Raw genomic sequence first — 18,462 nt, 5'->3', positions numbered from 1 at the left:
ATCGCAGCCGGCCCGCCGCCCCGCGCGGACAGGGCGGCGGCAAAGTCTGCGTTAAGGAATCTTCAGAATGACGAGAGTTCGATGGGCCTGAGCTGGACCGAGGTGCGGTTCTACTTCGATCGGGGCACCGGCCTGCTCCGCCGCGGCCTGACCAGCTTGCGCACGCGCGGCATCGAGGCCACCTGGCAGCGCGTCGCCCGGCAGTTCCACCGGGTGCCGGCCGCCCACCGCCCGGAACTCTACCTGCCGGCCAGGGCCCCGTTTGCGCCGTTCGCGGTGCCCCGGTCGGAGCGGCCCAGGGCCAGCATCGTCATCCCCGTCTACAACCAGTTCGCGCACACGCTGGCGTGCCTGCGCGCAATCGCCGCGTACCCGCCGGAATGCGCGATCGAGGTCATCGTTGTCGACGATGGCTCTTCGGACGAGACCGAGGGCGCACTGACGCAGGTCGACGGCCTGACCTACCACCGCCGCCGCCAGAACGGCGGCTTCATCGCCGCCTGCAACGACGGTGCCGCGCTGTCGCGTGGCGAGTACTTGGTGTTCCTCAACAACGACACGCTGCCGCAACCGGGCTGGCTGGACGCGCTGCTTGCGACTTTCGATCAGCATCCGGGCACCGGGCTGGCAGGCGCGCAGCTCGTCTATCCGGACGGACGCCTTCAGGAAGCCGGTGGGTTGGTGTTCGCCGACGGCAATGCCCACAACCTGGGCAAGTTCGAAAGTCCCAACGACCCGCGCTACTCGCACGTCCGCGCCGCCGACTACTGTTCCGGCGCGGCGGTGGCAATCGTGCGCCAGCTGTTCGAGCGCATCGGTGCGTTCGACGCCCGTTATGCGCCGGCCTATTTCGAAGACACCGATCTCGCCTTCGCGGTGCGTGAGGCCGGGTATCGGGTGCTGTACCAGCCGGCCTCGCAGGTCGTGCACCTGGAAGGCGTGACGGCCGGTACCGACGTCAACCAGGGCGTCAAGGCGTACCAAGTACGCAACCGCCATACTTTTGCCGACAAGTGGCGCACCGCCCTGTCGCGGCAATGGCCCGATGGCACCGCACCCGACCAGGCCTGCGCCGGCAGGGGGCAACGGCGAATCCTCATCATCGACAGCGCCACCCCCAGGCCCGACCACGACTCGGCTTCGCTGCGCATGGTCAACCTGATGCGACTGCTGCTGGACGAAGGTGCGCATGTCACCTTCGTTCCCACTGACCTCAACCATGCCGGCGCGCACACGCGGCGACTGCAGCAGCTGGGCGTGCAGACCTGGTATGCGCCGTTCTTCGGCACGCCTGCGCGCTGGATCGGCAAACAAGGCCACCGCTTCGACACGGTGGTCGTCTGTCGCCACTATGTCCTGCGCGAATGGCTGCCGTTGCTGCGCAAGCACGCGCCGCAGGCACGACTGGTGTTCGACACCGTCGACCTGCACTACCTGCGCGAGCGCCGCGGCGCAGAGCTGGCTGCCGACCAGGCACTGATGCGCGCATCCGAGCGCACGCGCGCACTGGAACTGGAGATGATCGCGCGCAGCGACGCGACACTGGTGGTCAGCGATGTCGAGCGCAACCTGTTGGCGCGCGACGCACCGGCCTCGACGGTGGAGATCCTCTCGAACCTGCATCAGATCCACGGCCGCGGACAGCCCCATGGGCAACGCCACGACCTGGTGTTCGTCGGCGGCTTCCGTCATCCGCCAAACGTGGATGCCGTGTGCTGGTTCGTCACCGAGGTCTTCCCGCTGATCCGCGCGCAGGCGCCGGACATCGTGTTCCATTGCATCGGCAGCGACACGACCGCCGAGATCGATGCGCTCGCATCGCAACCGGGCGTGCGTATCCATGGCCACGTGCCCGACCTGTCGCCGTACATGGACGGCGCCCGGATTGCCGTCGCGCCCCTGCGTTTCGGCGCCGGCGTCAAGGGCAAGGTCAACCTCAGCATGGCCCACGGCCAGCCAGTGGTGGCCACGGCGTGTGCGGTCGAAGGCATGCACCTGCGCAACGGCGAGGACGTGCTGGTGGCCGACGACGCCGCCGGTTTCGCCGAAGCAGTCCTGCGGCTGTATCGCGACGAGGCATTGTGGCAGCGCCTGGCCGACAACGGCCTGGCCAACGTCGAGCGGCATTTCTCGCTCGATGCCGGGCGCGAGGTGGTGCGACGCGTGCTGCTCGGGGCCAAGGCCTGAGCCACGGACTGCAGGTGCGAGCTGCACCTGCAGTCGGGTCAATTGGCCGCTGAAGCGCGGCGCAGCCGATCGGCGAATTCGCCCAGGCCGCTGGCCTGCGGGTCCAGCTCACGCGCGGCCACCAGCGCCGCCTGCGCGGCACTCAGCTCGCCCGCGCCCAGGCGCTCGTCGCCGACCGCGATCCAGCGCTGCGCCAGGCGCCGGCGTGCATCGCGCACCGCCGGGCCGTCGCCTTCGAGGACCGCGCGTGCATCAAGGCATTCGCGGGCGCGACTGAGGCGATTGCCGCGCAGTTCGCTTTCGAAGCAGCGCTGTGCCGCCGGCAGCAGGCGCTGCATGGCCGAGCGCACCTTGGGATCCTGCGGCGCCATCGACTGCGCCGCGCGCAACTTGTCGAACGCGCTGTCGCCCGGCGGCGTGAGCAGGTCGCCGCGCGATTCGGCCTGGGCGGCGTCGGCCAGAAGCTGGTCGAGGCGACGCTGGCGCTCGGCCGTCGGCACCTTCTGGCCGTAGCGCTGCTGCGACTGCCGCGCCTGGACCAGGCGCTGCTCGGCGGCGGCGACACCCGGCGCCTGGGCATCGATGCGGCGCGCCTCGGCCAGCTCCTTCTCGGCGTCACTGAAACGGAAATCTCCGGAATAACGCTGGCTACGCCCGGCATAGGCATTGGCGACAGCCGTAATGCCGCGTTGCGCGCGCTCATCGTCGGGCACGGTCACCAGTACTGCGCGGTAGCCCTCCAGCGCCTGCGCGAGACGACCGCGGCGCAGCTCGGCATCGGCGCTGGCACGTCGCTGCTCGGCGTTGCGGTTGAGTCCGGCCAGCGCATCGGGAAGATCGACGTGGCCCGGGTCGGCCGCCTGTACGCGCCGCATCCGCGCCGAGGCTTCGGCGAGGTCGCCACGTGCCAGTGAGGTCTGTGCCTGTTGCAGCAAGTCGGCCAGGACGTCTTCGCGACCCTCGAGCGCCTCGGTGCGGTTGGGCTCCAGCGCAAGCACGCGCTGGTACAGCGGCAACGCGGCGTTGTCGCCGCCATCGAGCAGGCCGGCCTTGCGCGCGGCTGCGGCCTGGGCGAGCAGTTTGTCGACGCCCGAATCGCCCGCCTCGCGTTCGCGCACGCGCTGCTCCAGCGCGTCGACGCGGGCGCGCGGGACCGCCAGCTCACGTGCCAGCGCGATCATGCGATGGGCTTGCGGGTAGTTGCGCTGGTCCAGTGCGCGCTCTGCCTGGACCAGTGCCTGCTGGCCGACCCTGGCCATGCCCTGGCGCGCCTCGCTGCGGTCCGGATCAAGCGCGAGCGCAGCGGCATACAGTTCGCGGGCGCCACGACCATCGGCAGACGTCAGCTGGCCCTGCTTGAGCGCCTGGGCCGCATCGGCCTGCAGCTGCTGCGCACGCGTATCGGGCCACAACCAGTTCGACAACGGCTGTCGCAGCAGCAGCAACAGCAAGCCGATGGAGACGACGGCCATGACGCCGATGCCCCAGCCACGCCAGCGGATGCGGCGCGCGGTGCGATCGGCCCAGCGGCCGCTTTCGCGCTCGTCATCGCCCCATTGCCAATCGCCCCAGCGCGGCGATTGCGGCTCCACGCGGTCGCGGCGACCGGGCGGAACAGCGCTTTCCGCCCCGCCGACGCTGGCATTTCCCGGTTCATTTGGCGGTGCTGATGTCACCCGTCAAGCATAGCGTCATGGCGGTGAGGGGATGGGCATGCCGATGCCCACCGTTCAGCGACGCTGCGCATGCTCCACGCCCGGCAGCGATGCCAGCTTGCCCAGCAAGGTCGACAGCTGGCCGTAATCGCCCACGCGCAGTCGCAGCCGCAGCCGCACGCGGGCACCGTTGCGCTCAACGTCGCTGCTGATGCTCAGCACGTGCGCGTTGCCCTGGGCGATCAGGTTGGTGACTTCCTTGAGCAGCCATTTGCGGTCGAGCGCGAGCACCTCGATGTCCACTTCGTAGCCGCTGCCGGCACGCCCCCATTCCACTGGCAGCACGCGCTGCGGCTGCGTGGCGGCCAGTCGCTCGAAGGCGGCGCAGCCGGGGCGATGCACGGTGACGCCGCGGCCACGGGTGAGGTAGCCCACGATCGGTTCGCCCGGCAACGGCTGGCAGCAGCGCGCCAGCTGCACCAGCAGGTTGCCCACGCCCTCGACGGTGAAGTCGGTGCTCCTGCGCGGAACCCGTCGCGGCGGCGGCGGCGTGGCGACGGTGCTGCCGGGCGTGGCCGCGGCGGCAGCGGCGGCAGACGCCGCCCGTTCGTGCTCGAGCAGCGCGCGACCGACCTGGTGCGGGCCGATATCGCCCAGTGCCACCTGCACGTAGACCTCGCCATCGCTGGCAAGGTTGAACTTCTCGCGGGCCGGTGCGAGGTCCGCACCCAGCAGGCCCAGGCGGCGCAACTCCTTGTCGAGCAGCTCCTTGCCGGCGGATTCGTTGCGCGCCCGGTCGAGTTTGTGGAACCACGCCCGCACCTTGTCGCGCGAGCGGCTGCTGGCGAGGAAACCGTTGGCGGCAATCAGCCAGTCGCGGCGGGGCTCGCCGGTCTTGGCGGTCATGATCTCGACGCGGTCGCCGGTGCGCAGCTTGTGGTCGAGCGGGACGATGCGGCCGTCGACCTTGGCGCCGCGGCAGCGGTGACCGACCTCGGTGTGCACGTGGTAGGCGAAATCCAGCGGTGTCGCACCGGTCGGCAGGTCGATGACCTCGCCCTTGGGCGTCAGCACGTAGATGCGGTCCTCGACCAGCTCGGTGTCGAACTCGCCCGACAGCGATCCGTCCTCGCGCCCGCCCTCGGCCGAGGCTTCCAGCAGGCGCCGCATCCAGGCGATCTTGCGGTCGAAGGCGGCGTCGGCGCTGTGGCTGCCGACCTCCTTGTACTTCCAGTGCGCCGCCACGCCCAGCTCGGCCTGGCGGTGCATGTCGTGGGTGCGGATCTGCACTTCCAGCGTCTTGCCTTCCGGTCCGACCACGGCGGTGTGCAGCGAACGGTAGTCGTTGCGCTTGGGACGGGCGATGTAGTCGTCGAACTCGCTCGGGATCGGCGCCCAGGTCGCATGGACCACGCCCAGCGCGGCGTAGCAGTCGGCCAGGCTGTCGACCAGCACCCGCACCGCGCGCAGGTCGTAGAGCTCGCCGATCGGCACGTTCTTGCGCTGCATCTTCTTCCAGATGCTGTAGATGTGCTTGGGCCGGCCGGCGATTTCCGCCACGACGCCCTGCCCCGCCATGGCCTCGCGCAGGGTGTGCTTGACCTGCTCGATGTAGCGCTCGCGATCGGTGCGCTTCTCGTCGAGCAGGCGCGCGATCTGCTGGTAGGTCTGCGGCTCCAGGTAGCGGAACGCGAGGTCCTCCAGCTCCCACTTGAGTTGCCAGATGCCCAGCCGGTTGGCCAGCGGCGCGTGGATGTCGCGGGTGAGCAGTGCCAGTTCGCGGCGCTGCTCCTCCGGCAGCGGCTCGGCGTGGCGCATCCGCGCCAGCTGCCGCGCCAGCAGGATCGGCACCACGCGCAGGTCGCGGACGATGGCGAGCAACAGGCGGCGCAGGCCTTCATTGCCGGCCTGGCCGTGGCGCTCGGCGTGCAGCGCCCAGACCTGCGCGGCCGCGCGCTGGCCGTCGATCAGGGGCGCGACCGCGGGGAAGTCGCGCTCGACCGGGCCCAGCGCGGCGCGCCAGCCCGGATAGGTGTGCAGGATCGCCGCCGCAGCGGTGTCGCCATCGGCACCGAGCAGCACCAGCGCCTCGAGCATGCTCGCCACGACCGCCGGCGGATCGTCGGCATCGGTCTCCACGCCGGCCACCGTGGCCGCCTTCTCCATCGCCTTGCGCAACGGCGCGGCGATGCCGGCGGCGACCGGGTGCGCCAGCACGGCGGCAAGCTGTGGGGACTCAGTGGCCATGAGGGGGAAGTGGCGTGGAACGATCCTGGACGACGCGGTCTACACTAGCGGGCAACCGTCTGGAGGAACAGCGCATGCGTTCGACCCACCCCCACCTGGCCGCGCGAGGCCCGCTCCGTCTGAGCGCGCTCCGCTTGAGCGTGATCCGCCTGAGCGCGCTCCGCCTGCTCGCACTGGCCGCCCTGCTCCCGCTTGCCGGCGCCTCGCTCGCGCAGCAGAAGATCGAACAGCAGATGACCTACGAGCAGTTCAAGGCCGCCGGCCTGGACCGCCTCAGCCCCGAGCAGCTGGCCAACCTCAACAGCTGGCTTAACGGCAAGCTCGAGGTCGAAACCGCCAAGGCCGCCGAGACCGCCAAGCAGAGCAGCGGCGAAGACAGCCGCGGTCTGGCCGTAGCCGCGTCACGCGAGCCGGTCAGCGGCACGATCACGGGCACGTTCTCCGGCTTCGGCAAGGGACGCAGCTTTACGCTCGACAACGGCCAGGTCTGGCAGCAGATCGACAGTGCGTCGATCACCGGCGTCAAGGACGCCAATCCCAAGGTCAAGATCACGCCCAGCCTGGTCGGCAGCGCCTGGTACCTGTCGATCGAGGGCTTCAACACGCGCGCCAAGGTGCAGCGGGTCAAGTAAGGCGAACCAGAAAATGTCCATGCGCCTGTTGCTCGCCTTCGTTGCCGTCGCCGCATGGACGTTGTCCGGGCCCGTGCACGCCGCCCAGGGTCATGCCGCCCAAGGTCACGCCGCCCAGAATTACGTCGCCCTGGAGCGGCGCCTCAGCGCCGAACAGATGCGCGCCACCGGCCTGGATGCGCTCTCGCCAGAACAGCTGGCGCTGCTCAACCAGTTGCTGAGTGAAGACCAGGGCGCGCTGGTCGAAGCGGCGGTCGCCGAGCGCGCCGCCGACGATGTCGGTCGACGCGACCAGCGCACCGCCGCCACACCGGTCACCGCGAGCGTGCAGGGCGAAGTACGCGCCTGGTCGCGGGGTGATGCGGTGCTGCTCGACAACGGCCAGCGCTGGCGCGTGATCGAAGGCAACCTTTACCTGGGCAAGCCGGTCACCAACCCGAAGGTCACGCTGTCACCGGGCTTCATGGGCGCGTGGTACATGCAGGTTGAAGGGCAATCGTCGCGCCTGAAGGTGCAGCGCGTCGACTGATCGCCGCGCCGCCTCCCGGGGGTGCCCCGGACCATCAGCGCCGCAACTGCGTCAGCCGTTGCGCCAGCTTCTTCGGCGATACGCCACCGCGCGCGCCCAGCTCCTGGGCGAACAGCGAAACGCGCAGCTCCTCCAGATCCCAGCGCAGCGCCTGCCAATCGGCCTGGTCGCCAGTCCCTTCGCCGGCAGCCCTGGCCAGCGCATCGGCAAACGGTTTGATCTCGAGCATCCGCGCCTGGTCGCGGACGGGATCGCGTAACGCGCGTTCGCCGCGCAGCGCCAGCGCCTTCAGGTAACGCGGATACTCGCGCAGTGCCTGTGCAGGAACGTTGCGCAGGAAGCCCGGCGGTGTCAGCGCCGCCAGGTGTGCACGCATGTCGTCGAGGTTGCCGCTGGCCCAGCCCATCAGCGGCGATTCCAGCTTCGCACGCGCTTCCGCAACCGCTCCCAGGATGGTTTCGGCCTGGCGCAGGCGCTCCATGGCGTCGCCGAACAGTTGCCGGCCGATCGCATCGCGGCGCGCGGCAAACGCGCCCGCGTCGCGGACATCGACCAGGCCGTCGTCGGCTTCGGCTTCGGCAGCGGTCAGTGAAGCGAATGCGCCGTCAACGAGATCCAGGCGCAGCCGGTCGCCCTCCTTCAATCCATCGTTGCGCGGTGCAGCCGACTCGATCGCCGCATACAGCAGCCCGGTCTTGGGCGTGACCGGCAACTGCTTTCGTGCCTGCTTGAGTTTGTCCGCCAGCGCGATCGCCAGCAGCCTGCGCACGCCGCGCGGGTGTTCGCGCCGTGCCACTTCGGCTTCGGCATGCACGCGCAGCGACACGCTGTCGCCATCGTCGTGCAACGCCGGGTACGCGGGGACGCCACCGGCACCTGCCACCGAGACCGGAATCGGCGTTTCGGGGAAGGACGTCAGGCCCTGCCGAGCGAGGCCGTCTGCGGCGCGCGCCGCGAAGGCCGCCGCCGCGCGCTCGCCGAAGCGGCGGCGCAGGTCGTCGAGGTCGCGCGACTCGGCCAGCACGTTGCGGCTTTCGCCCTTGCCGCCGCCTTCGAGCAACTGCAGGTTCATGCGCAGGTGTGGCTCCAGCGCCGCCTCGTCGAAGTCGAGTGCCGCGACCGCCACACCGCCGAGCTTCGACAGGAAACGCGCCAGCTCACCGGTGATGCTGTCGGCGCTCGCCTGCGGATTGGCTTCGAAGAAGGCGCGGGCGAAGTCCGGCGCCGGCACGAAGTTGCGGCGCAGCGTCTTGGGCAATGTCTTGATCAGGGCCGCCGCCTTGTCGGCGACGAAACCCGGCGCCAGCCACGACAACCGCACCGGGTCGAGCGCATTGAGCAGGTGCAGCGGCACCGCCAGGGTCATGCCGTCATCGCTGGCGCCCGGTTCGAACCGGTACTTCACGGCCAACCGCGCGTTGCCCAGCGCGAGGTACGGCGGGAAGCGCTGCGCGTCGCTCTCGTCGACCACCATCAGGTCGGCCAGCGACCACTCCAGCGCAGCCTTCTCCGCCGGCGGCAGCTTGCCGTACCAGGCATCGAGCGCCTGCGCGTTGTGCACCTGCGGCGGCAGCCGGTCCAGGTACCACTGCGCCATCCATTCTTCTTCCACGACCAGGCCGCTGCGGCGCTGCTTGGCCTCCTCGTCGCGCGCTTTGGCCAGCATGGCCAGGTTGCGTGCCAGGAACGCGCTGCGGGTGTTGATCTCGCCGGTGACCAGTGCATCGCGGGCGAAGATGACGCGGCTTTCCTCCGGGAACAGCGCGCCGTAATGCACCGGCCGCTTGGGCGCCAGCACCAGGCCGAACAGGCTGATCTGCTCGCTGCCGACCACGCGTCCCTGCGAGCGCGCCCAGCGCGGATCGTGCTGGCGCCGGGCCAGCAGGTGCGGCAGCTCGGCGATCACCCAGTCCGGTTCGATCGCGGCATTGGTCAGCGACCAGACGCGTTCGGTGTCGAGCAGTGTCGCCGACAGCACCCACGGCGGTGGCTTCTTCGCCAGCGGCGAGCCCGGGAACAACTGGAACTTGCGGCCACGCGGGCCGTCGTACTGGCCACGTTCGCTGCGAAAGCCGATCTGCGTCGGCAGGCCGGCCAGCAGCGCGCGGTGCAGCGTCGTGTACGCCGCCTGGTCGAACACCTCGTGCCGCGGCTCGCTCTTCCACTCGAGCTCATCGGCCATCAGCTTGAGCTGGCGGTGCAGCTCGCGCCACTCGCGCATGCGCAGGAAGCCGACGAAGTGCTTCTCGCACCAGCCGCGCAGCTTCGACTGGGTGAGCTCTTCGTGCGCTGACTGGTAGGCCTCCCACAGCTTGAGGATGCCGACGAACTCCGACTTGGCGTCGGCGAACTGGGCATGGGCGTTGTCGGCGGCGGCGCGCTGGTCGGCCGGTCGCTCGCGCGGATCCTGGATGCCCAGGAACGATGCGATCACCAGCATCTCGCGCAGCACGCCATGCTGGTTGGCGGCGACCAGCATGCGCGCCAGCTTGACGTCGACCGGCAGGCGCGACATCAGCCTGCCGATGGCGGTGAGCTTGCGCGACTCGTCCACTGCGCCCAGCTCGCCCAGTTGCTGCCAGCCGTCGGCGACCGCGCGCGGATCCGGCGGTTCCAGGAACGGGAAGTCCTCGATGTTGCCCAGCCCAAGCGACAACATCCGCAGGATCACGCCGGCCAGGGCGGCACGGCGGATCTCCGGATCGGTGTAGCGCGCCCGCGAAAGGAAATCGGCCTCGGAATACAGGCGGTAGCAGGTGCCTTCGCTGATGCGTCCGCAGCGGCCCTTGCGCTGGTCGGCGCTGGCCTGGCTGACCGGCTCGATGTGCAGCCGGTCGAGCTTGCCGCGCGGGCTGTAGCGCTTGACGCGGGCCAGGCCCGGATCGACGACGTAGCGGATGCGCGGCACCGTCAGCGATGTTTCGGCGACGTTGGTGGCCAGCACGATGCGGCGCTTGGGACCGGGATTGAAGACGCGATCCTGGTCGCGCACCGACAGGCGCGCGTACAGCGGCAGCACTTCGGTTTCGCGGTACTTGCGCCGTTCCAGCGCCTGGTGGGCGTCGCGGATCTCGCGCTCGCCGGACAGGAAGATCAGCACGTCGCCGCGCGGATCCTCGCGGGTGATCTCGTCGCAGGCCGAAACGATGCCGTCGTTGACGCTGCGGTCGCCGCTGTGTTCGCCGTCGTCCTCGCCTTCACCGAGCGGGCGGTAGCGCACCGCGACCGGATAGCCACGGCCTTCGACGTTGACCACCGGCGCATCGCCGAAATGCTGGGCGAAGCGCTCGGTGTCGATCGTCGCCGAGGTGACGATGACCTTCAGGTCCGGGCGACGCTGCAGCAACTGCTTGAGGTAGCCGAGCAGGAAGTCGATGTTGAGGCTGCGTTCGTGCGCCTCGTCGATAAGGATGGTGTCGTAGCGCGACAGCCAGCGGTCGGACTGGATCTCGGCCAGCAGGATGCCGTCGGTCATGAACTTGACCGCGGTCTGCTCGCCGACGTTCTCGGTAAAGCGCACCTGGTAGCCGACCGCGCCGCCCACCTGGGTCCTGAGTTCCTCGGCGACGCGCCTGGCCACGGCTCGCGCCGCGATCCGGCGCGGCTGGGTGCAGCCGATCATGCCGGCGGCGCCACGGCCTGCGGCCAGGCACAGCTTGGGCAACTGGGTGGTCTTGCCCGAGCCGGTCTCGCCGGCGATGACGATGACCTGGTGCGTGCGGATCAGCTCGACGATGCGTTCGGCTTCGGCCGCGATCGGCAAAGCCGGGTCGACCGGCGCCTGCGGCAGCGCCGCGGCCCGCGCCTGGCGTTGCGCGACCGATGCGCCCAGGGCCTGGGCAAAGGCCTCGCGTGCGCGCTCGTCGGCAGGCTTGCCGCTCCAGCGCGACCACAACCCCTGCAGTCGCCCACGGTCGCGACTCAGCGCACCATCGATGGCGCGCCGGGCCTGGCGTAACGCGTTACTGACATCGGGCTGTCTAGACTGCGCCGGGTCCATTGATTTCATCGATCAAACTGCAAGTCAAAAACCATTTCACATTGCGATCGGCACCGCCTATTGTCGCCCGCAATGCTCAGCGAAGGGAGAAAAACAGTGGCTAAACAGAAATCCGCCAAGTCCAAGACCCCGTCAGCGCCCGCGCCCAGCCACCCGGGCATCGATATCGGGATCAGCGGTGCCGATCGCAAGAAGATCGCCGAAGGCCTGTCGCGCTTCCTTTCGGACAGCTTCACGCTGTACCTCAAGACCCACAACTTCCACTGGAACATCACCGGGCCGATGTTCAACAGCCTGCACGTGATGTTCGAAGGCCAGTACACCGAGCAGTGGAATGCGCTGGACGAAACCGCCGAGCGCATCCGCGCCCTTGGTTTCAATGCGCCCGGCTCCTACGCCGAGTTCATCCGCCTGAGCTCGATCGCCGAAGAGCCCGGCCTGACCGAAGCCCCGGACTGGCGCGAGATGGTCCGCCAGCTCACCGTCGGCAACGAGGCCGTGGCCCGCACCGCCCGCAAGGTGCTCAAGACCGCCGACGATGCCGGCGACGACCCGACCGTCGACCTGATGACCCAGCGCCTGCAGACCCACGAGAAGTACGCCTGGATGCTGCGCTCGCTGCTGGAGTGACCTATGAGCCCCTCTCCCGCTTGCGGGAGAGGGGTTGGGGTGAGGGCCCTGCCACCCAGCCCACCTCAAGATCCACGTTTTCCCGACTGGTCGCCGGCCCGCGCCCGCTAAACTAGGCGCATGTCCGACCCCGCACTCGATCTGCTCCGCCGCATCTTCGGCCACCCTGCTTTCCGCGGCGAACAGGCGCAGATCGTCGAACACGTCACCAGTGGCGGCGATGCCCTGGTGCTGATGCCCACCGGCGGCGGCAAATCCCTGTGCTACCAGCTCCCCGCGCTGCTGCGCGACGGCTGCGGGCTGGTCGTCTCGCCGCTGATCGCGCTGATGCAGGACCAGGTCGAGGCGCTACGCCAGCTCGGCGTGAGCGCGGCCTACCTGAACTCCACCCTGGATGCGGCCACCGCCGCCGACGTCGAACGCCAGTTGCTGGCCGGCGAGCTCGACCTGCTCTACGTGGCACCCGAGCGCCTGCTCACCGGCCGCTTCCTGTCGCTGCTCGAGCGCGCCCGGATCGGCCTGTTCGCCATCGACGAGGCGCACTGCGTATCGCAGTGGGGCCATGACTTCCGCCCGGAGTACCGCCAGCTCACCGTGCTGCACGAGCGCTGGCCCGACATCCCGCGCATCGCCCTGACCGCCACCGCCGACGCGCCGACCCGGCGCGAGATCGCCGAGCGCCTGGCGCTGGAAGACGCACGCCAGTTCGTCAGCTCCTTTGACCGCCCCAACCTTCGTTACCGAGTCGTCCACAAGGACGGCGCCGGTGTGCGCCAGCTGCTGGACTTCCTGTCCGGCCATCGCGGCGAGAGCGGCATCGTCTACGCCTTCTCGCGCAAGCGCGTGGAGAGCGTCGCCGAGCAGTTGCAGGCCGCCGGCATCAAGGCCCTGCCCTACCACGCCGGCATGGACGCGCAGCTGCGCGCCGGCAACCAGCGGCGCTTCCTGCAGGAGGACGGCGTGGTGATGGTGGCGACGATCGCTTTCGGCATGGGCATCGACAAACCCGACGTGCGCTTCGTCGCCCATGTCGACCTGCCCAAGTCGATCGAGGGCTACTACCAGGAAACCGGCCGCGCCGGCCGCGACGGCGAACCGGCCGAACTGTGGCTGAGCTACGGCCTGGGCGACATGGTCAACCTGCGCACGATGATCCAGCAGGGCGAGGCCGGCGAGGATCGCAAGCGCCTGGAGCTGGGCAAGCTCGATGCCCTCCTGGGCTACTGCGAATCCACGCAGTGCCGACGCCAGGCGTTGCTGGGCTGGTTCGGCGAACCGCATCCGGGCGCCTGCGGCAACTGCGACAACTGCCTGGAACCGCCCAGCAGCTGGGACGGCACCGAGGCAGCGCGCAAGGCATTGTCGTGCGTGTACCGCACCGGCCAGCGTTTCGGCGCCGGCCACGTCATCGACGTTCTGCGCGGCGCCGACACCGAGAAGGTGCGGCAGTGGGGCCACGAGCGCGTCAGCACCTTCGCCATCGGCAACGACCTCGATGAGCATCAGTGGCGCGGCGTGTTCCGCCAGCTGGTCGCCAACGGCCTGCTCGAGGCCGATGTCGAACACCACGGCGCGCTGCGTCTGACCGTCGCCAGCGGCCCGGTGCTGCGCGGCGAACGCGAACTGCGCTTCCGCCACGAGGCGCCCAAGCCGGCGCGCGGACGCAAGACGCGCGGCGCGACCACGGTGCAGATGATCGAGCTGGACGTCGATTCGCAGCTGCGCTTCGATGCCCTGCGTCACTGGCGAGCCACCACCGCGCGTGAGCAGAACGTCCCGGCCTACGTGATCTTCCACGACAGCACGCTGCGCGCGATCGCCGAAGCCGCGCCCGACGACCTCGACGAACTTGCACGCATCCCCGGCATCGGTGCGGGCAAGCTCGACCGTTACGGTGAGGCCGTGCTGCAACACCTGTTCGACAGCGCGCCCTAGCTGCATCCGCAGCGACATCACCCACGCCGCGCTACAACCCCATGCGGCCACCCTACCGCGCCACCGCCGAGCCGCGCCTGATCCGGTGCGTCCCTGCTTGGCTGTCCCCTCGCACGACGCGTGCGTGGGGACAGCATGCCTCGTCAGCCCTTCAAGCCGCGATGGGCGACGCCGCCCAGCACGCCGCCGACAATCGGCGCCAACCAGAACAGCCACAACTGGCTGACCGCGCCGCTGCCGGCAAACAGCGCCATGCCGGTCGATCGCGCCGGGTTCACCGACGTGTTGGTCACCGGGATGCTGATGAGGTGGATGAGGGTGAGTGCCAGCCCGATCGCGATCGGCGCGAAACCGGCCGGCGCCCTGCCATCGGTGGCACCGAGGATCACGATCAGGAACATTGCCGTCAGCACCACTTCGCACAACAGTGCCGCGGCCATGTCGTAGCCACCCGGTGACAGTTCGCCATAGCCGTTGCTGGCGAATGCGCCCGGCGCCGTGAGGTCGATCACCAGCTGGGTGCTGCCGGTGGCGATCTGGTGAATGACCCAGCCGGCCAAGATCGCGCCGAGCACCTGTGCCATGACGTAGGGCAGCACCTTGGCGGCCGGGAAGCGGCCACCGGCGAACAGGCCGATGCTGACGGCCGGATTGAAGTGGCCACCGGAGATGTGGCCCAGCGCGTATGCGCCAGTGAGCACCGTCAAGCCGAACGCCAGAGATACGCCCAGCAGCCCGATCCCGAGCGGATTGCCGTCGCCACCGAAGTTGGCCGCAAGCACCGCGCTGCCGCAGCCCCCGAGCACCAGCCAGAACGTCCCGATGAACTCGGCCGACAATCGCTTGATCATGCATTTCTCCTTGGCGCGGGCGCCACTGTGGTTGGTTCGCAGGCTTGGGTTCGCAGGCACGCGCTGCGACCTGCGAGTGCAGGCGAGCCAGCGTAGGTAGCAGCCAGGGCCGTATCCATCAGGCCAATCTCAAGTCGACGCGCGGCGTCAGCTATCGTTCACCGACACCGCGCGGCGCGTCCAAGTGATTTGCGCCCCGGACGGCGGCCCAGCTGTCGATTACCTCCGCGCTGGTTCGTCTACCTGGTATCTGCCACGGATGCACCTGGAGATCGCGCGCATGAACGGCTCCCCTTCCGCTGACTCACCGTCGATGGACCGCAACTGGGCGCTCGTCGCCGCCGGCGCCCTGCTGGGCTGCGTCGCGATCGGCGCGATCTTCTCCCTGGCGGTGCTGCTGGCGCCGATGGGCGCCGCGACCGGCTGGTCGCGAGCCGGCCTGTCCAGCGCCCTGACCCTGGCCTTCGTCAGCGGTGCATTCGCCGGCTTCGGCTGGGGCATGCTCAGCGACCGGTTCGGGCCGAGGGTCATCGTCCTGGCCGGCTCGCTGCTGCTCGGACTGTCGTGCGTGCTGGCCAGTCGCGCCGGCAGCCTGCTGCAGTTCCAGCTCAGTTTCGGCGTGTTGCTGGGGGTGGCGTCGTCGAGCTTCTTCGCCCCGGTGATTGCCGCCACTGCCGCCTCGTTCGATCGGCGCCGCAACCTGGCCATCTCGCTGGTCTCGGCCGGCGTGGGGGTGGCACCGATGACGATGTCGCCGCTGGTGGCGTGGCTGATCAGCCACTACGACTGGCGCCAGACACTCTTGATCGTCGGCGTGCTGGCGTGGGCGCTGACGCTGCCTGCGGTGTGGTTCATCCGCGCGGTTCCGGCGGCCAGGGACACTGCCGACGCCGCCAGCACGCAGGCGATGACCGCCACCCAGGCGTTGAAGTCGAAGCCGTTCATCATATTGGCGCTGGCCTTCTTCGCCTGCTGCGCGGCGCACTCCGGGCCGATTTTCCATACCGTCAGCTATGCGGTCGGGTGCGGCCTCGGCGTCACCGCCGCGGTCACCATCTACAGCATGGAAGGTGCGGCCGGGCTGGGCGGTCGACTGCTGTGCGGCGCACTGGCAGATCGCATCGGCGCCAAGCCGGTGCTCGTCGCCGGACTACTGATCCAGGCACTGGCGGCAGTGGCCTACCTGAAAGTCAGCCAGCTCGACGGGTTCTACGCCGTGGCGCTCGTGTTCGGCATGGCCTACGGCGGCACCATGCCGCTGTACGCATCGCTCGCACGCGATGCCTTCAGTCCGGCCATCCTGGGCACGGTGCTTGGCGCCATGAACATGCTCTCGAGCTTGGGCATGGCGCTCGGCCCGCTCATGGGCGGCTGGCTGTACGACCGCTTCGGCAGCTACACGTGGCTGTATGTGGGTTCGATGGCGGTGGGTCTGGCCGCCGCGGCCATCGCGATGCTGTTTCCGACCGCACCGGCGCAGCGCGACCAGGACGGGCTCAGGCCGGTGCTGCAGGAATGAATGCGGATGCCGGAGGCTGCCCGGCACCCGCTGCGGGAATGTGTTGACAATGCATACCGATCGGTATATTTTGTCGCCATGAACAAGGCGCAAAGAACCCGCAACCTGATCGTCGAGAAGACCGCCCCGGTCTTCAACGTCAAGGGCTATGCCGGCACATCCCTGGCCGACATGGAGCAAGCCACCGGGCTGACCAAGGGAAGCATCTACGGCAACTTCGCCAACAAGGAAGAAGTGGCCCTGGCCGCGTTCGAACACAACTGGGCACAGGCACAGGCCGCGGTCCGGGCGCAGATGGACAGGCACGCCTCCAACAAGGACAGGCTGCTCGCCATCACGGGTGCCTACACCAGGCTGCCCAGCGACTTTCCCGAGGGTGGCTGTCCCCTGCTCAACACCGCCATCGAGGCCGACGACACCCACCCTGCCCTCAGGGAGAAAGCCAAGGCGGCGTTTCTGGGCTGGAAGAAGCATCTCGTCGCGGTCGTCGAGGCGGGCATCGCCGCCGGCGAATTCCGCAAGGACGTCGATGCGGAGCAGACTGCGGTGACGCTGATCGCCACGATCGAAGGTTCCATCATGCTGTCACGCCTGACCGGCAACACCCGATACAGCAAGCTCGTCATGTCCGCGGTGGAACACTCCATCGTCGCCCTGACGTGATTTTTTCTCGCCCACGAATATACCGCTCGGTATCTCAATCTCCGGATGACCCCATGAACACCCATCTCAAACGCAAGATCGCCTTCGCCCTTTCGATGGGCGTAGTCACCACCGGAATCATTTCCTTCGCCCTGCTCGCCCTCAACCTCGGGTTCACCGAGGACTTCGCCCTGACGTGGCTGCGTTCGTGGGGCGTGGGCTACCTGATCGTCATCCCGGCGATCCTGCTGGTCGGCCCGCGCCTGCAGGCGCAGGTAGACCGGCTGATCCCGTAGCGTGCAACGGGGCAACAGAACGTGTTCAAGTCATCCTTCAAGAACCTGATCGGGAGTGTCCTCATGACCGGTTCCCTGATTGCATCCGGCTGCGCCCATGATCCGGGCAAACCTGAGCGGAAAGCCGACATCGGATTCGTCGAGATCGACAGGGACATGTCGTTGCGCAGCATGGTCGTGCACAACACGGCAGCCAAGGGCACCGTGCTTCTGCTGCACGGCTTCCCGGAAACCGTCCATGCCTGGCAGGAAATCGCCATCGCGCTGGGCGACGACTACGAAGTGCACGCGTTCGACTGGCCCGGCTACGGGCTTTCATCGCGCCCGGCGGCGGACAGGTTCGCCTACGCCCCCAGGGACTATGCGCACGTCCTCGAGCAGTACATCGACAAGGCAGGCATCGACCGGTCGAGCCTGACGATCTACGCAACCGACATCGGAGCGCTGCCGGCACTGTTGCTGGCACTAGAACAGCCCGACATCGCGCGAACGATCATCGTCGGCGACTTCGCTCCGTTCGATCGGCCCCAGTACATGTACGAGAGCCTGCAGAACCTCAAGTCGGCACCAACGGCAGAGCCGACCCGCGCCTACATGAACGAGCATCGGGACGAGATTCTCGCCAATACGTTCTACCGCGGCCTTCCCGAGGAAGCGCGCTACGCGATCTCCCCTGAGTTCCGTGACGACATGGCGCGCGGATGGAGCCAGGGGGAGATGACGTCAGTGGACGCCTTCTATCACTACTACTCGCACTTCACGCGGGACCAGCAGTACTTCGAGTCGAACCTCGCGCGGCTCAAGACGCCGGTGAAAGTGGTCTGGGGCGAGAAGGATCTCTACATCAAGCAGGACATGGCGGTGGAGTTCAGCCAGAAGGCCAACCTCCCGTTTGCCGTGCTGCCTGGCATCGGCCACTACCCGCATCTGCAGGATCGCAACCGGACCATCGAAGAAATACGCGCCTCGTTCCGTTGAAGGTGCAGGCGCGCACCGGAATGCAACTGCTGGTTTGCTAGGCAAGGCCTTCGATGACACGGACGTCGCGCTCGGCCGCGCCGACCAGATGGATCAGTGACGCCTGATAGTCCGCACTCTCGTAGGCGGATATGGCCGATTGCAGACTGTCGAACTCCACCAGCACCAGCCGGGACGACTGGCCTTCCTCATACGCCTTGTCCGGCAGGCCTCCCGCCAGGATGCGACCTCCATGCGCAAGGATCGCGTCGGTGCCGGGCGCGATGTAGCGCTCCACGGCGGCGGGATCGGAGATGGCTTTCCACGCGATGACCCAGTAACCCTTCTTCATCTGATGCCTCCCGGGCGGCCTTGCGGCCGC

The 18,462-nt window shown here is 68.6% G+C and carries 14 protein-coding genes; 9 read left to right on the top strand and 5 right to left on the bottom strand.

The annotated features are described in order from the left end of the window. Window positions 1-81: 81 nt before the first annotated feature. On the top strand, window positions 82-2,187 hold the full coding sequence (locus MNR01_RS15090) for a glycosyltransferase (protein ID WP_241918576.1): 2,106 nt from the start codon (window positions 82-84) through the stop codon (window positions 2,185-2,187). A gap of 38 nt (window positions 2,188-2,225) precedes the next feature. Here MNR01_RS15090 and MNR01_RS15085 read toward each other — a convergent pair whose 3' ends face one another. Beyond that, window positions 2,226-3,779 (bottom strand): hypothetical protein, encoded by a 1,554-nt coding sequence (locus MNR01_RS15085; RefSeq protein ID WP_241918575.1) that lies wholly within the window; start codon window positions 3,777-3,779, stop codon window positions 2,226-2,228. Between the two features lie 138 nt (window positions 3,780-3,917). Beyond that, window positions 3,918-6,089 (bottom strand): bifunctional (p)ppGpp synthetase/guanosine-3',5'-bis(diphosphate) 3'-pyrophosphohydrolase, encoded by a 2,172-nt coding sequence (locus MNR01_RS15080; protein WP_241918574.1) that lies wholly within the window; start codon window positions 6,087-6,089, stop codon window positions 3,918-3,920. Window positions 6,090-6,163: 74 nt separating this feature from the next. Between MNR01_RS15080 and MNR01_RS15075 the strand changes: the two genes are divergently transcribed. Both MNR01_RS15075 and MNR01_RS15070 read left to right on the top strand, forming a co-directional pair. Beyond that, complete coding sequence (locus MNR01_RS15075) at window positions 6,164-6,721, top strand: hypothetical protein (protein WP_241918573.1); 558 nt, start codon at window positions 6,164-6,166, stop codon at window positions 6,719-6,721. A gap of 19 nt (window positions 6,722-6,740) precedes the next feature. After that, complete coding sequence (locus MNR01_RS15070) at window positions 6,741-7,250, top strand: hypothetical protein (RefSeq protein WP_241918572.1); 510 nt, start codon at window positions 6,741-6,743, stop codon at window positions 7,248-7,250. A gap of 34 nt (window positions 7,251-7,284) precedes the next feature. On the opposite strand, the gene hrpA is transcribed toward MNR01_RS15070, so the two are convergent. Then, window positions 7,285-11,250: an ATP-dependent RNA helicase HrpA gene (hrpA, locus tag MNR01_RS15065; RefSeq protein WP_241920647.1), complete on the bottom strand. Its 3,966-nt coding sequence runs from the start codon at window positions 11,248-11,250 to the stop codon at window positions 7,285-7,287. 72 nt (window positions 11,251-11,322) lie between these two features. Here hrpA and MNR01_RS15060 point away from each other — a divergent pair, with 72 nt between their 5' ends. Both MNR01_RS15060 and recQ read left to right on the top strand, forming a co-directional pair. Then, window positions 11,323-11,880, top strand: a complete 558-nt coding sequence (locus tag MNR01_RS15060; RefSeq protein ID WP_345779017.1) for a Dps family protein — start codon at window positions 11,323-11,325, stop codon at window positions 11,878-11,880. 120 nt (window positions 11,881-12,000) lie between these two features. Next, window positions 12,001-13,815 (top strand): DNA helicase RecQ, encoded by a 1,815-nt coding sequence (gene recQ / locus MNR01_RS15055; protein ID WP_241918570.1) that lies wholly within the window; start codon window positions 12,001-12,003, stop codon window positions 13,813-13,815. 143 nt (window positions 13,816-13,958) lie between these two features. Here recQ and aqpZ read toward each other — a convergent pair whose 3' ends face one another. Further along, window positions 13,959-14,666, bottom strand: a complete 708-nt coding sequence (gene aqpZ, locus MNR01_RS15050) for an aquaporin Z (protein WP_241918569.1) — start codon at window positions 14,664-14,666, stop codon at window positions 13,959-13,961. A 280-nt stretch (window positions 14,667-14,946) separates the two neighbouring features. On the opposite strand from aqpZ, the gene MNR01_RS15045 reads away from it, so the two are divergent. The 4 genes from MNR01_RS15045 to MNR01_RS15030 all read left to right on the top strand — a co-directional run bounded on the left by MNR01_RS15045 (window position 14,947) and on the right by MNR01_RS15030 (window position 18,101). Beyond that, the gene (locus tag MNR01_RS15045) at window positions 14,947-16,185 is read left to right on the top strand and encodes an MFS transporter (RefSeq protein WP_241918568.1); all 1,239 of its coding nucleotides are present in this window, start codon (window positions 14,947-14,949) and stop codon (window positions 16,183-16,185) included. Between the two features lie 78 nt (window positions 16,186-16,263). Continuing rightward, window positions 16,264-16,848, top strand: a complete 585-nt coding sequence (locus MNR01_RS15040) for a TetR/AcrR family transcriptional regulator (RefSeq protein WP_241918567.1) — start codon at window positions 16,264-16,266, stop codon at window positions 16,846-16,848. A gap of 53 nt (window positions 16,849-16,901) precedes the next feature. Further along, the gene (locus MNR01_RS15035; protein ID WP_241918566.1) at window positions 16,902-17,123 is read left to right on the top strand and encodes a DUF2798 domain-containing protein; all 222 of its coding nucleotides are present in this window, start codon (window positions 16,902-16,904) and stop codon (window positions 17,121-17,123) included. A gap of 63 nt (window positions 17,124-17,186) precedes the next feature. After that, a complete protein-coding gene (locus MNR01_RS15030) occupies window positions 17,187-18,101 on the top strand; it encodes an alpha/beta hydrolase (protein WP_241918565.1) in 915 nt (304 codons plus the stop codon). A gap of 37 nt (window positions 18,102-18,138) precedes the next feature. Here MNR01_RS15030 and MNR01_RS15025 read toward each other — a convergent pair whose 3' ends face one another. Continuing rightward, on the bottom strand, window positions 18,139-18,432 hold the full coding sequence (locus MNR01_RS15025; protein ID WP_241918564.1) for a DUF1330 domain-containing protein: 294 nt from the start codon (window positions 18,430-18,432) through the stop codon (window positions 18,139-18,141). Between the last annotated feature and the right edge of the window lie 30 nt (window positions 18,433-18,462).

The organism is Lysobacter sp. S4-A87, assembly GCF_022637455.1.
Taxonomy (GTDB): domain Bacteria; phylum Pseudomonadota; class Gammaproteobacteria; order Xanthomonadales; family Xanthomonadaceae; genus Lysobacter_J.
Note: the sequence above shows the minus strand (reverse complement) of the source record. Positions and strands in the feature narration are given on the sequence as shown.